Annotated in this window: 11 protein-coding genes and 1 pseudogene; 9 read left to right on the top strand and 3 right to left on the bottom strand. The window is 69.3% G+C overall.

What is annotated here, in order from left to right; all coding sequences use genetic code 11:
• Positions 1–258: 258 nt before the first annotated feature.
• From F3J10_RS08490 to dprA, 3 genes are all read right to left on the bottom strand, one after another.
• Positions 259–2,907, bottom strand: coding sequence for a DNA topoisomerase III (locus tag F3J10_RS08490; RefSeq protein ID WP_025097237.1), 2,649 nt, complete (start codon positions 2,905–2,907; stop codon positions 259–261).
• 210 nt (positions 2,908–3,117) lie between these two features.
• Complete coding sequence (locus tag F3J10_RS08485) at positions 3,118–3,498, bottom strand: thioredoxin family protein (protein ID WP_025097236.1); 381 nt, start codon at positions 3,496–3,498, stop codon at positions 3,118–3,120.
• A complete protein-coding gene (gene dprA, locus F3J10_RS08480; RefSeq protein ID WP_167241898.1) occupies positions 3,498–4,892 on the bottom strand; it encodes a DNA-processing protein DprA in 1,395 nt (464 codons plus the stop codon). The genes F3J10_RS08485 and dprA overlap by 1 nt, the downstream gene beginning before the upstream one ends.
• Positions 4,893–5,110: 218 nt before the next feature.
• On the opposite strand from dprA, the gene def reads away from it, so the two are divergent.
• The 9 genes and pseudogenes from def to esaR form a co-directional block, all read left to right on the top strand.
• Positions 5,111–5,614: a peptide deformylase gene (gene def / locus F3J10_RS08475; protein WP_167241877.1), complete on the top strand. Its 504-nt coding sequence runs from the start codon at positions 5,111–5,113 to the stop codon at positions 5,612–5,614.
• Between the two features lie 23 nt (positions 5,615–5,637).
• On the top strand, positions 5,638–6,621 hold the full coding sequence (gene fmt / locus F3J10_RS08470; protein ID WP_025097234.1) for a methionyl-tRNA formyltransferase: 984 nt from the start codon (positions 5,638–5,640) through the stop codon (positions 6,619–6,621).
• A gap of 195 nt (positions 6,622–6,816) precedes the next feature.
• Entirely contained in the window at positions 6,817–7,464 is a 648-nt protein-coding gene (locus tag F3J10_RS08465; protein ID WP_025097233.1) for a LysE family translocator, read from the top strand.
• 153 nt (positions 7,465–7,617) lie between these two features.
• Positions 7,618–8,475: a zinc metalloprotease HtpX gene (htpX, locus tag F3J10_RS08460; RefSeq protein ID WP_013699748.1), complete on the top strand. Its 858-nt coding sequence runs from the start codon at positions 7,618–7,620 to the stop codon at positions 8,473–8,475.
• A 333-nt stretch (positions 8,476–8,808) separates the two neighbouring features.
• Complete coding sequence (locus F3J10_RS08455) at positions 8,809–9,552, top strand: MipA/OmpV family protein (RefSeq protein WP_167241897.1); 744 nt, start codon at positions 8,809–8,811, stop codon at positions 9,550–9,552.
• A gap of 166 nt (positions 9,553–9,718) precedes the next feature.
• A complete protein-coding gene (gene rsmB / locus F3J10_RS08450) occupies positions 9,719–11,149 on the top strand; it encodes a 16S rRNA (cytosine(967)-C(5))-methyltransferase RsmB (protein WP_167241876.1) in 1,431 nt (476 codons plus the stop codon).
• Entirely contained in the window at positions 11,146–11,736 is a 591-nt protein-coding gene (locus F3J10_RS08445) for a DUF4390 domain-containing protein (protein WP_013699743.1), read from the top strand. The genes rsmB and F3J10_RS08445 overlap by 4 nt, the downstream gene beginning before the upstream one ends.
• Positions 11,726–14,134: a sensor histidine kinase EsaS gene (esaS, locus tag F3J10_RS08440; protein ID WP_166915948.1), complete on the top strand. Its 2,409-nt coding sequence runs from the start codon at positions 11,726–11,728 to the stop codon at positions 14,132–14,134. The genes F3J10_RS08445 and esaS overlap by 11 nt, the downstream gene beginning before the upstream one ends.
• Positions 14,135–14,517: pseudogene (esaR, locus tag F3J10_RS08435) on the top strand (response regulator transcription factor EsaR); the annotation flags it as partial. It abuts the gene before it with no gap.

Genomic DNA, 14,517 nt, shown 5'->3' with positions numbered 1-14,517 from the left:
GCAGCGGCCTGCAGCCGCCGTCGCAGTCTGACCTGGCTGCAGCGCCGCAAGGCAGCTCGCGCCCGGCCGGCCCGTCGATGCCGGCGCCGCTGCCGAAGAATCGCCAGCGCGTGACCGCGCCGACGCCGCTCTAAGCCGTAGGCGCCGAACACAAAAAAGCGCGCTGTCCGTGAGGACAGCGCGCTTTTTGCGTCTTGCGGATCGCTTCGCCCGAGACGGCGCGGCGCAGCCCACGAAGGGCCGCCCCGCGCTACCTCGTCACGAACCGGTCTTGCGAGCCGGCGCCTTCTTGGCCGCAGCCGTTTTCTTGGCGGCCGGCGCCTTCTTCGCGGCGGCGGTCTTCTTGGCCGGCACGGCGGCTTCGGCCGCATCCGAACCGGCGCCGTCCTCGTTGGCGGCCGCGGCGGTCTTCTTCGCCGCGGTCTTCTTGGCGGCGGCGCCCGGCTTCGGCTCCTTCTTCTCGAACTCGAAGCCGATCTTGCCGTCGGGCTGCTTGACCAGGAAGGCCTTGAAGTTGCGGCCGGTGCGCGAGGACTTGAAGTTCGGCAGCAGGTCGGTGCGGCCGTCCGACAGCAGCTTGGCCATCTGCTCGCGGGCGATCTCCTGCTGCAGGATCACCTTGCCGGAGCGGAAGTCGCAGGTCTTCGGGTTGGCCACCGAGTTCTCGCAGACATAGCTCATGCCGTGCTCGAACACGCGCCCACCGCACTTCGGGCAGGCGCCCACCGGCTCCTGCGCCGAGAAGTCGGGCGCCTCGCCATCCTCGCCGCCCTGGTCCTGGCCGAAATCGAACTCGAGCTTGTAGTTCTTGGTCTCGTCGTCGAAGGACAGCTTGAGGATCGCCGAGAACGGCCGGCCCATCTTGCTGCGGAAGCCCGACAGCGGGCCGATTTCCTTCTTCTGCAGCAGCTCCTCGACCTCGGGGATCTCGAACTGGCGGCTGCCCGGGATCTTGGAGATCGAGAACTCGCACTTGGTGCAGGCGAAGCGCCGGTAGTTCTCCTTCACCTGGCCGCCGCAATTCGGGCACGGCGTCTGGAGCGTCGCGTAGTCGCCCGGGATCGTGTCCGAATCGTATTCCTTGGCGCGCTTGACGATGGTCTGCGTCATCCGCGCGATTTCCTGCATGAAGGTATCGCGAGGCAGGTTGCCGCGTTCCATCTGCGAGAGCTTGTATTCCCATTCGCCGGTCAGCTCGGGCGCGGTCAATTCCTTCACGCCGAGGCCGCGCAGCAGGGTGGTGAGCTGGAACGCCTTGGCGGTCGGGATCAGCTCGCGGCCTTCGCGGATCAGGTATTTCTCGCCGAGCAGGCCTTCGATGATGGCCGCGCGCGTGGCCGGCGTGCCGAGCCCCTTGGCGGCCATCGCCTCGCGCAGCTCGTCGTCCTCGACCAGCTTGCCGGCGCCTTCCATCGCCGACAGCAGGGTGGCTTCCGAGTAGCGCGCGGGCGGCTTGGTCACCAACTGGTGGGCGGCGACCTTGTCGGTCTTGACCTTCTCGTCCTTCTGCACCGGCACCAGGTTGGCGTCGGCGCCTTCGGCGTCGCGGCCATAGACCTGCAGCCAGCCCGGCTCGACCAGCACCTTGCCCTCGGTCTTGAAGTGATGGCCGGCCACCTCGGTGATGCGGGTGGTGACCTTGTACTCGGCCGCCGGGAAGAACACCGCCAGGAAGCGCTTGACCACCAGGTCGTAGAGCTTCTGCTCCGGCTCGGACAGGGCCTTGGGCGCCTGCAGGGTCGGGATGATGGCGAAGTGGTCGCTGATCTTGGCGTTGTCGAAGATCCGCTTGTTCGGCTTGACCCAGCCCTTGTCGAGCACCTGCTTGGCGTGCGGCAGGTAGTTGTTGCTCTCCTTGAGCATCTCCATGGTCTGCATGACGGTGCCGAGGTAGTCCTCGGGCAGCGCGCGCGCGTCGGTACGCGGGTAGGTCAGCACCTTGTGCTTTTCATACAGCGCCTGGGCCAGGCCCAGCGTGTTCTTGGCGGAGAAGCCGAAACGGCTGTTCGCCTCGCGCTGCAGGCTGGTCAGGTCGTAGAGCAGCGGCGAGAGCTGGGTCGAGGGCTTGGATTCCTCGCTGACCACGCCGATCTGGCCGCGGCAGGCCGCCACGATGGTTTCGGCCGCCGGCAGCGCCCACAGGCGCGAATCGCGCTTCTCGGGATCGTGCTCGTCGCGCTTGAATTTCGGGTCGTACCAGCGGCCTTCGTAGAAGCCGCCGGCGCAGACGAATTCGGCGCGCACTTCCCAGTAGTCGCGCGGCACGAAGCGCCGGATCTTCTCCTCGCGCTCCACCACGATCGACAGCGTCGGCGTTTGCACGCGCCCGACGGTGGTCAGGAAGAAGCCGCCGCCCTTGCTGTTGAAGGCGGTCATCGCGCGCGTGCCGTTGATGCCGACCAGCCAGTCGGCTTCCGAGCGGCAGCGGGCGGCGTCGGCCAGCGGCTGCATGTCGGCGTCGCTGCGCAGCTTGGCGAAACCGTCGCGGATCGCGGCCGGCGTCATCGACTGGAGCCAGAGGCGCTGGACCGGCTGCTTGGCCTTCGCATGCTGCGCGATCAGGCGGAAGATCAGCTCGCCCTCGCGCCCCGCGTCACATGCGTTGATGAGGCGGTCGATGTCCTTGCGCTTGATCAGCTTGGTCAGCACCTTGAGCCGCGATTCGCTTTTTGCGATCGGGTTGAGGTCGAAATGCGGGGGGATGACGGGCAGATGCGCGAAACTCCATTTGCCGCGCTTGACCTCGTATTCCTCGGGCGCGGCGATTTCGAGCAGGTGGCCGACCGCGGACGACAGGACGAAGTCGTCGCTTTCGAAGTATTCGTCATGCTTGGTAAAGCCGCCCAGGGCGCGCGCGATATCGTTCGCGACAGAGGGCTTTTCCGCAATGATCAGTGCTTTGGACATGACTCGAGTGGGTTGGATAGACCGGATGGCCGTCTGACGGCCCTTTTACGTCGGCTTTATAGCACACGGCGCCGGGTCGTCACCCGGCTCGTGTAAAAAGCGGCCCATCATAAGTGGGGGCCGAAGCGCCGGCAAGCCTGCCGAAGCGCCGTGTGGCGCGGGCCTCGGCGGTATGAGCGATCGCGGCAGGCCGGCATGTCGACTTCGGGGTCAGACGGCGACGTCAAGCAGGTTGCGCAGTTTCGGCGCGTGGGTCACGCCGGGAATCGCGCTCAGATCGCTCAGCATCCGCTCGACGATGCCCGCGTGCGGCAGCACCGTGCCGAAGAAGCGCACCGCGTGGGCGTCCTCGATCAGGATGGTCGGGAAGTTCTCGACGTCGAAATCGTCGAGGCGGTCGGCATGGGTCTCGATGTCGATCCACACGAAGCAGGCCTCGGGATGGGCGGCGGCGAGCCGCTCGAAGGTGTCGTCGTAGTCGCGGCAGGTGCCGCACCATTCGGCGCACAGGCAGGCGACGAGCAGCGCGTCGGGATCACGGAGGCGCTCGGCGATCCGATCGGCGTCGGTATCGAGATTCAGCGCGGGCATCACGGTTCCTTGCTGGATGGCGGTGGCGCGGGTTGCCCCGCATCGCCGGAATGTAGCACGGCATGCGCCGGGGGCGTGGCGGGTGCGGCGGCGGGCGTGTCGAGCCGCTGGTAGCGGTCGCCGGGCAGGCTCGCCACGCGGCCGGCCAGTTCCAGCCGCAGCAGCAGGTGCGGCAGGGCGTCGGCGGCGATGCCGGCGCGCACGGCCAGCAGGTCGACCGGCACGGGGCCGTGGCCGAGCGCGTCGAGCAGCGCCAGCGCCTCGGGCGGTAAGGGGGCGCCTTGCCGGGCGGCACCGCCGGCCGGCGTGAGGTGATCGGCGCCGCCGTCGAGGTGGCGGGGCGATGCGTCTTCGTCGGTGCATTCCAGATCCGGGCGGTCTCGCGAATGGGCTGGATCGCGGGTGGCGCAATCGTGAGCTTCGGCATGGCGGCTGCGCTTCGCGGCGGAGCGAGTGCCTGCCGCTTCGGCTTCACGGGCCATCGTATCGACGTCGACCGCCGCGATGCCGAGCTCCACCAGCACGTCGGCCGGCGTCTCGACCAGCGTCGCGCCGTCGCGGATCAGGGCATGGCAGCCGCGCGAGAGCGGGGCATGGATCGAGCCGGGGATCGCGAACACGTCGCGGCCCAGCTCGTTGGCCAGGCGCGCGGTGATCAGCGAGCCCGAGCGCGGCGCCGCCTCGACCACCAGCACGCCCTCGCAGAGCGCCGCGATCAGGCGATTGCGCTGCGGGAAGTTGGCGGCGCGCGCCGGCGTGCCGAGCGGCCATTCGGACAGCAGCGCGCCGTGCTCGGCGATCTGCCGGGCGAGTTGCCGATGCGCGGCAGGGTAGACGCGATCGAGCCCCGTGCCGACCACCGCGACGGTGCCGGCCGCGCCCTCCAGCGCGCCGCGATGCGCGGCAGCGTCGATGCCGCGCGCGAGCCCCGACACCACCGCCAGCCCGGCGTCGGCGAAGCGGCGCGCGAAATAGGCGGCATCGGCCCGGCCCTGCGGCGTGGCGAGCCGGCTGCCGACCATCGCCACCGCGCGCGCTTGCAGCCAGGCGGGGTCGCCTCTTACATATAGCAGCGGCGGCGGATCGTAGAGCATCGCGATGCGCGGCGGGTAGGCGGGATCGTGGCGTGTGAGCAGGCGGGCGAGCGGCGTGGCGAGCCAGTCGAGCACGGCATCGGCGGCCGCCTCGCAGCCCGCGCCGCGCGGCCCCAGCACGATACGCGCGGCGGCCGGCCCAACCAGCGCCGCGAGCCGCGCATGATCGGCGCCGAACAGCGCCTCGATCGAATCGAAGGCGCGCAGCAGCGCCTCGCAGGCCGCGGCGGGCAGGCCCGGCACCGATGCCAGATGCAACCAGGCAAGCAGCGTCGCGCGCGCGGGCACGGCCGCGCTCATCGGCCCCGCCCGGCCCACGGCCTGCGACGCGCAAGCCGCCATGCTAGAATTTTCGCCATTCGAAATAAAACGAACGATCGCGCGCACCGGCCCGCCGCGTTGGGCTGCGCGCTGGATATCGCGCGATTGCAGCCTCATCTTCCGGCTATCGCGACGGCGCGGCCAGTCGGCCGAATGGCCGGTCCGCCCGCCCCAACCGCTTTCCGAATCGAAACATCATGGCGCTTCTGAACATCCTGCATTACCCCGACAAACGGCTGCACAAGGTGGCCAAGCCCGTCGACGTGGTCGACAATCGCATCCGCAAGCTGGTCGACGACATGGCCGAGACCATGTACGCCGCGCCCGGCATCGGCCTGGCCGCCACCCAGGTGGACGTGCACGAGCGCGTGATCGTGATCGACACCTCCGAGGACAAGAACGCGCTGCAGGTCTTCATCAATCCCGAGATCGTCTGGTCCAGCGACGGCAAGCAGGTCTACGAGGAAGGCTGCCTGTCGGTGCCGGGCGTCTACGACGAGGTCGAGCGGCCCGACCAGGTGCGCGTGCGCGCGCTGGGCCGCGACGGCCAGCCCTTCGAGCTCGAGTGCGAGGGGCTGCTGGCGGTCTGCATCCAGCACGAGATGGATCACCTGATGGGCCGCGTGTTCGTCCAGTACCTCTCGCCGCTCAAGCAGAACCGCATCAAGAGCAAGATGAAGAAACTCGAACGCGCGATGTGACGCGCGTGACGGACCGATCCTCCATGAGCCATTCGTTGCGCGTCATCTTCGCCGGCACGCCGGAATTCGCCGCGGCCGCGCTGGCCGCGATCCATCAAGCCGGCTTCCCGGTGCCGCTGGTGCTGACCCAGCCCGACCGACCCGCCGGGCGCGGCATGAAGCTGCAGGCCAGCGCGGTCAAGCAGTACGCGCTCGAACACGGCCTGCCGGTCGCGCAGCCGCCCTCGCTGCGCCGCAACGGCAAGTTCCCGGCCGAGGCGGGCGCCGCGCTCGACACGCTGAACGCCACGCCGCACGACGTGATGGTGGTGGCCGCCTACGGGCTGCTGCTGCCGCAGGAAGTGCTCGACATCCCGCGCCACGGCTGCATCAACATCCATGCCTCGCTGCTGCCGCGCTGGCGCGGCGCCGCGCCGATCCACCGCTCGATCGAGGCCGGCGACGCCGAGACCGGCGTCACGCTGATGCAGATGGATGCGGGGCTCGATACCGGCGCGATGATCTCGGAGGCGCGCGTGGCGATCGCCGGGGATGACACCACCGCGTCGCTGCACGACAAGCTCGCGACGCTCGGCGCGCAGTTGATCGTCGAGGCGCTGGTGAAGCTCGAGCGCGAGGGCAAGCTCGCCGCCACGCCGCAGCCGGCCGAGGGCATCACCTATGCCGAGAAGATCGGCAAGCACGAGGCCGCGCTCGACTGGCGCGAGCCGGCCGAGGTGCTGGCGCGGCGCATCCGCGCCTTCGATCCGTTCCCGGGCGGCGCGGGCACGCTCGACGGCAGCGTGCTGAAGCTGTGGGCCGCCGAGGCGGTGGCCGCGCGCGGCGCGGCCGAGCCCGGCACCATCGTCGAAGCTGGCGCCGAAGGCGTGCTGATCGCCTGCGGCAGCGGTACGCTGCGCGTCACGCAGTTGCAGAAACCGGGCGGCAAGCGGCTGCCCGCGCGTGAGTTCCTGGCCGGCGCGCCGCTCGCCGCCGGCCAGCGTTTCGCCTTGCCCGAGCCGGCCTGAGCGGCGGGCGGGGCTGAAGCCGGCGGCGATTGCGCGGCGCTTCGGGCGGCGTGCGATCCGCTCCGGTGCCGCCTCGCCGCGCGGCGTCGCGATCGCCGCGAATGCCGCCGCCGAGGTTCCGCCCCAAGCGCTGCCGCCCGCGCGACGAGACGCGTAGAATGCCTGCTGTCCCCGCCGCGGTTTCGAAGGTCCCCCATGCTTGGCATCACCCATTTCGGTTTCTTCGTGCTGGCCGTGTTCCTGCTGAACGTCACGCCCGGCCCCGACACCGCCTATATCGTCGGCCGCAGCGTCGCGCAGGGTCGCAGCGCCGGCATCGTCTCGGCGTTCGGGATCGCGGCCGGCTGTGGCGTCCACACGCTGGCCTGCGCGTTCGGCCTGACCGCGCTGATCGCCGCTTCGCCGCTGGCCTTCACGGCCGTCAAGTACGCGGGCGCCGCCTACCTGATCTATCTCGGCGTGAAGCTGGTGCTGTCGCGGCCCGCCGCGACGCCGGCGTCTTCCGAAGCACCGGCTGCCGCCGGTCCGGCGCGCCCCCTGCGCCAACTGTTCGTGCAGGGCGTCACCACCAACGTGCTGAACCCGAAGGTGGTGCTGTTCTTCATCTCGTTCTTCCCGCAATTCGTGGCGGCCGACAGCGCGCACAAGACCCTCGCGTTCCTCGCGCTGGGCGGCGTGTTCGTGTTGCAGGGCCTGATCTGGAGCCTGGTGGTGGCCTGGGTGGCCGGCACCGTCACGCGGCGCTTCGCCGGCAACGGCGCGCTGAAGACCTGGCTCGACCGCCTGGTCGGCAGCGCCTTCGTGGGCCTCGGCCTGCGGCTGGCTGCGGCGACCCAGCGCTGAGGCGGTGTCGATACGCGTTCTGTCACTCACGCGTTTCGTCATTTCGAGATATTGAATTTTTCCGACACGCCCTTATCTAACGATTCGCTTACAATCGCTTGGCGGCACGACTGGGATGCCGCCGAGTGTGGTTACGGTCTCAAGGAGTGGACTATGTTCAATTGGGTCAAGACGGCGATGCTGATGGCCGCGATCACGGCCCTGTTCATCGTGATCGGCGGGATGATCGGCGGCTCGCGCGGCATGATGATCGCGCTGCTGTTCGCGCTCGCCATGAATTTCTTCTCGTACTGGTACTCGGACAAGATGGTGCTGCGCATGTACAACGCGCAGGAAGTCGACGAGAGCACCGCGCCGCAGTTCTATCGCATGGTGCGCGAGCTGGCCACGCGCGCGAATCTGCCGATGCCGCGCGTCTACCTGATCGACGAGGCCGCGCCGAACGCGTTCGCCACCGGGCGCGACCCCGAGCATGCGGCGGTGGCCGCGACCACCGGCATCCTGCGCGTGCTGTCCGAACGCGAGATGCGCGGGGTGATGGCGCACGAGCTGGCCCACGTCAAGCATCGCGACATCCTGATCTCGACCATCTCGGCCACCATGGCCGGCGCGATCTCGGCGCTCGCGAACTTCGCGATGTTCTTCGGCGGGCGCGACGAGAACGGCCGCCCGAGCAACCCGATCGCCGGCATCGCGGTGGCGCTGCTCGCGCCGATCGCCGGCGCGCTGATCCAGATGGCGATCTCGCGCGCCCGCGAATTCGAGGCCGACCGCGGCGGCGCGCAGATCTCGGGCGATCCGCAGGCGCTCGCCACCGCGCTCGACAAGATCCATCGCTATGCCGCCGGCATCCCCTTCGCGACGGCCGAGGCGCACCCGGCCACCGCGCAGATGATGATCATGAATCCGCTGGCGGGTGGCGGACTGCAGAACCTGTTCAGCACTCACCCGGCCACCGAGGAGCGCATCGCGCGCCTGATGGAGATGGCGCGAACGGGGCGCTTCGAGTAAGTCATCCTGATGTGCCGTCGCGTTTGCCGCCATGCAGCTTGCCTGCGTGGCGGCGTTTCATTGGCATGACGGCTGCCGCTTCCGCCGTCATCGCATCGGCTCCGCTTCCCTTGTTCACCAGATTCTCAAGCCACGGCCAGGCGTGACGCCCAGCGTTGCGCCGCCCGAGCCTTCCCTGTCACCCCCACGCGACACACCCCGACACTTCCCCACAGTCCCACACAAATCCGCATTAATTCGAGACAGACGCGAATCACCGCGCTCCCTAGACTGCGGCGGCCTCTTCACCAACCGGGGGATCCCGCCGTGCGCCTACGTCTGCTCCATCGATGCCTGCCCTTGCTGGGCCTCGCCTGCTTCTCCGCCGCCCACGCGGAAAACGTCTACCTGTTCTCGCTGGGCGGCGGCGTGAGCTCGCGCTACCTCGGCAGCCGCGACTACCGGCCCATCCTGGCGCCGATGATTTCGGCCCGCTTCGACAACGGCTTCTTCCTCGGCATGGACGGCGCCGGCTACCGCCGCGATTTCTCGAACGGCCTGTTCGTCTCCGCGGCGCTCTCCTACGACGACGGCCGCGCCGACGAGAACCGCTTCGACCGCAACGGCTCCGACTACCTGAAGGGCATGGGCAACATCCCCGGCTCGTTGCTGCTGTCGCTGAAGGCCGGCGCGCGCGTGTTCGGCGTGTCGACCGTGAGCGTGACGCTCGACCAGCCGCTCAACCACACCTCGCGCGGCGTGAGCGGCCATCTCGACCTCGAGGTGCCGGTGTTCCAGAGCGCGGCCGACAGCGTCAGCGTGACCAGCAGCCTGCACGCCGGCAGCGGCCGCTACAACCAGACCTTCTTCGGCGTCAGCGCCGCGCAGGCGGCGAGCAGCCGGTTCGCGGCCTACTCGACCAAGGGCGGTTTCGATCGCGCGACCGTGTCGGCGGCCTGGACTCATTCGCTCTCGCAGCGCTGGTCGATCACCACCACCGGCGGCCTCACGCGCCTGTTCGGCTCCTCGAGCAACAGCCCGATCGTGCAGAGCAAGAACAGTTGGTTCGGCATGAGCGTGGTGACCTACCGCTACTGATCGCCCCCGGGAGCCGGCCGCGCGCCGGCTGGCCGACGTGCGGCGGGTGGCAGGTGACGCATCCCCTGGCGGGAGCGCGCGGGCGGCGCGCTACAATGCGTCGTTTGATGCCGTGCTCGTCCGGAGCGCGGCCCGCGCCAAGCCGGCCCGCCAGCTCCCGTACCCGATGACCCAGCCCCGTTCCGCCCGTCCTTCCCGTTCGTCACGCCCCAGCCCGTCCAGCCAGCGGCCTTCCGCGCCGCGCCTGTCGGCGCTGCACCTGCCGCCCGACTCGCTCGGCTACGCGCTGGACGGCGCCGCACGCGCGATCACGGCGGTCTCGCAAGGCTCGGCGCTGCCCGCCGCGCTGGCGGCGGTGCAGGCCGCCCAGCCGGCCGCCGCGCAGCCGCTCTCGCGCGGCGCGATCCAGGACATCGCCTATCGCGCCATGCGCCGGCTCGGCACCGCCGAATGGCTGGTCGGCACGCTGGTCAGCAAGGCCCCGCCCGAGCACGTGCGCGCGCTGCTGGCCTGCGCGCTGGCGCTGCTGCTCGACGACGAAGCCGAGGCGGCCTATACGCCGTTCACGGTGGTCGACCAGGCGGTCACGGCGGTCGGCGCGCGGCGCGAGTTCGCCTTCGCGAAGGGGCTCGTCAACGCGGTGCTGCGCCGTTTCCTGCGCGAGCGCGAGACGTTCGCCGCGCAATGGCAGGCCGATCGCGGCGCGCGCTGGAACTATCGCGGCTGGTGGATCGACGCGGTCGAGCGCGCCTGGCCGGAACACTGGCAATCGATCCTCGCGGCCGCCGAGCGGCCCGGCCCGCTGACGCTGCGCGTGAACGCGCGGCATGCCGATGTCGACGCCTATCTGGCCACGCTGCGCGAACACGGCATCGAGGCCGACGCGGTCGGCCGCCACGCGGTGCGGCTGGCTTCGCCGCTGCCGGTGGACCGGATTCCCGGCTTCGCCGACGGCGTGGTCTCGGTGCAGGACGCGGGCGCGCAACTGGCCGCCGAGTGGCTGGGCGCGCGCGACGGAATGCGCGTGCTCGACGCCTGCGCGGCGCCGGGCGGCAAGACCGGCCATCTGCTCGAACTGGCCGATGTCGAGGTGGTGGCACTGGAGAGCGACGCGACGCGCGCCGAGCGCATCGGCGAGAACCTGGCGCGCCTGAAGCTGGCCGCCGAGGTGCGCGTGGGCGATGCCGGCGCACCCGAAGCCTGGCACGACGGCCGCGCTTTCGACCGGATCCTGGCCGACGTGCCCTGCTCGGCCTCGGGCATCGTGCGGCGCCATCCCGACATCCGCTGGCTGCGCCGCGAGGCCGACATCGCGGCGCTGGTAGCCGAGCAGCGCCGCATCCTGCTGGCGTTGTGGCCGCTGCTGAAGCCGGGCGGCGAATTGCTCTACGTGACCTGCTCGATCTTCCCCGAGGAAGGCGAGCAACAGGCGCGCTGGTTTGAAGACGCGGTTCAAGATGCGGTACGATTGGACGCGCCCGGGCAACTGCTGCCGCGGGTCGCCGCGAGCCGGCTGCCTGGCGATGCCGGTCACGACGAGGCCGCGCGGCAGGCCGACCACGACGGATTCTTCTACGCGCGCTTTCAGAAACGGTGACGATCTCACGCCTCCTTCCACTTCGGTTCGCGGCCGCGCTGCTGGTCGCGATCACGCTGTGCCTCGCCGTCGTCGCGCCGGCCCATGCCGATCCGATCAACGTGCAGCGCGCCTCGCTGCAATCGGACGGTAGCGGCTGGGCGCTCGACGCGCGCTTCGAGTTCGAGCTGAATGCCAACCTCGAGGACGCCGTCAACAAGGGCATCCCGCTCTACTTCACCACCGACTTCGAGCTGAGCCGCGCGCGCTGGTACTGGTTCGACGAGCAGCCGGTGTCGGTCTCGCAGACCATCCGCCTGTCGTTCCAGCCGCTCACGCGCGAATATCGCGTCTCGACGGGCGGCTTGCAGCTCGGCTTCCCGACCCTCAAGGACGCGCTCGCGGTGGTCCAGCACGTGACCTCCTGGCATGTGATCGACCGCGCCCAGGTGATTCCCGGCGAGACCTACACGGCCTCGGTGCGCATGCAGCTCGACACCGCGCTGATGCCCAAGCCGTTCCAGGTCGACGCGGTCAACAACCGCGACTGGACCCTGGTCTCGGAGTGGAAGCGCTTCACCTTCACGGTGGCCGATCGTGCGAAATAGCCTGCGCCGCTTCTTCGGCAAGAGCCTGCTGGTGCGCGTGATCGTCTCGACGGTCGCGGTCACCGCCTTGCTGCTGCTGGTGCTGCTCGCGGCGGCCAGCGCCAACACCGAATTCTTCGACCGCTACTATTCCTGGCTCTACACCGCGAACATCCTGGTCGCGCTGGTGTTCCTGCTGGTGGTGATGGGCCTGGTCGGCATGATCGTGGTGCGGCTGCGCAAGGGCAAGTTCGGCACGCGCCTGCTGGCCAAGCTGGCGGTGTTCTTCGCCCTGGTCGGGGTGGTGCCGGGCGGCATCATCTATATCGTGTCCTACCAGTTCGTGTCGCGCAGCATCGAGTCCTGGTTCGACGTCAACGTCGAGACCGCGCTGACGGCCGGCCTCAACCTCGGCCGCGACACGCTCGACGCCTCGCTGTCGGACCTGCGCAGCAAGGCGCGGCTGATGTCGGAGCAGCTCGCCAGCGCCGATACCAACACCAACGGCACCACCCTCACCCTGCTGCGCCTGCGCGACCAGTTCGGCGTGCAGGACGCCACCATCGTCGAGCCGGGCCACGGCAGTGCGGGCGCGGCGCCCGACCTGCATATCGTGGCGCAGGCCTCGGGCAACTTCGCGGCGCTGATTCCCGACGACATGCCGACCCCGCTGATGCTGGGCCAGGCGCGCGAGCACGGCGGCTACGCGGCGATCGAGGGCGAGGTGGACGGCGATCCGCGCGCGCGCGGATCGAAGGGCGCGCTGCGCTTGCGCGTGGTGCAGCGCATCCCCGATTCGTCCACGGCCCTGCTGCAGCCGGCCGAGCGCTACCTGCAGCTGACCCAGCCGGTGTCGCCCACCCTGGCGCGCAATGCCGATGCGGTGCAGCGCGCCTATCGCGAGTACCAGGAGAAGTCGCTGGGCCGCAGCGGGTTGCGCAAGATGTACATCGGCACGCTCACGCTCGCGCTGTTCCTGGCCACCTTCATCGCGATGATGATCGCGCTGGCGCTCGGCAACCAGCTGGCGCGGCCGCTGTTCCTGCTGGCGCAGGGCACCAAGGAAGTGGCCGAGGGCGACTACACGCCCAAGCGCGAGCTGAAGACGCGCGACGAGCTCGGCTTCCTGACCCAGTCCTTCAACGCCATGACGCGCCAGCTTTCCGAGGCGCGCCTGGCGGTGGAGCGCAACCGCGTCGCGCTCGAATATTCGAAGGCCTATCTCGAAAGCATCCTCGCCAACCTGACCGCCGGCGTGTTCGTGCTCGACCGGCAGTTCCGCCTGAGCATCGCCAACCGCGGCGCCGAGCGCATCTTCCGCCAGCCGTTCCAGTCGCAGACCGGCACCGTGCTCGACCAGATCGCGGCGGTGGCCGAATTCGGCGCGATGGTGCGCAAGGCCTTCGCCGATCGCGAGGCGGCCGGCCAGGGCGGCGCCGAGGATCGCGGCCACTGGCAGCAGCAGTTCGCGGTGGTGGTGCCCGGCGAAACCGATCCGCTCACGCTGCTGGTACGCGGCACGCGTCTTGCGTCCGCGCTGGCCAGCGAGGCCGCCGATCCGCAGACTTCCGGCTACGTGGTGGTGTTCGACGACATCTCCGACGTGATCTCCGCGCAGCGCTCGGTGGCCTGGGGCGAGGTGGCGCGGCGCCTTGCGCACGAGATCAAGAATCCGCTCACGCCGATCCAGCTCTCGGCCGAGCGCCTGCAGATGAAGCTGGCCGACAAGCTCGCGCCGAACGACGCCGAGGTGCTCAAGCGCGGCGCGACCACCATCGTCAACCAGGTCGCGGCGATGAAGCGCATGGTCGACGATTTCCGCGACTACGCGCGTACGCCACCGGCCGTGCTCGGCAACCTGCAGCTGAACGAACTCGTCAGCGAGGTGCTGACGCTGTACGGTGTGGGCGAAGGCAAGAACATGATCGTGGTCGAGCAGGGCCCGCTGCCGGTGATTCGCGGCGACGCCACGCAATTGCGCCAGGTGATCCACAACCTGCTGCAGAACGCGCAGGATTCGGTGGGCGAAGTCGCGCAACCACGTGTGTGGCTCGAAACTAGGGCAGTAGAATATGGCGACCCCGATGCGGACGGGACCAAGCGCATCGCGGTGCGCTTGACCGTTTCCGACAACGGTCCCGGTTTCCCGGCGCGCATCCTCACGCGCGCCTTCGAGCCTTACGTCACGACGAAGGCCAAGGGCACCGGGCTGGGGCTCGCGACGGTGAAGAAGATCGTCGACGAACACGGTGCGCGGATCGATCTGCGCAACCGCATGCAGGGTGAAGTCGTCGAGGGTGCGCAGGTCTCCATCCTCTTCCTGCAACTCGCCGACGACACGACGGGCTCCGAGGGCGGAGCGAACAGCGGAACGGCACCCGCCAAGACAAAAGCAACAGTGCAGACAAGGGCAGCGTAAATGGCAACCATCCTGGTGGTAGATGATGAAATGGGCATCCGGGAATTGCTCTCGGAAATCCTCGCCGACGAAGGACATGTCGTCGAAGTGGCGGAAAACGCGCAGGCCGCGCGCGAGTATCGCCAGCGTCAGGCGCCCGATCTCGTGCTGCTCGACATCTGGATGCCCGATACCGACGGCGTCACGTTGTTGAAGGAGTGGGCGAGCCACGGGCAACTCACCATGCCGGTGATCATGATGTCCGGGCACGCGACGATCGACACCGCCGTCGAGGCGACCAAGATCGGCGCGCTCGACTTCCTCGAGAAGCCGATCGCGCTGCAGAAGCTGCTCAAGTCGGTCGAGCACGGCCTCGCGCGCGGCGCCGCGCCGGATGCTGCGGA

This window comes from Burkholderia sp. Cy-637 (genome assembly GCF_011753175.1).
Classification (GTDB): domain Bacteria; phylum Pseudomonadota; class Gammaproteobacteria; order Burkholderiales; family Burkholderiaceae; genus Burkholderia; species Burkholderia gladioli.
Note: the sequence above shows the minus strand (reverse complement) of the source record. Positions and strands in the feature narration are given on the sequence as shown.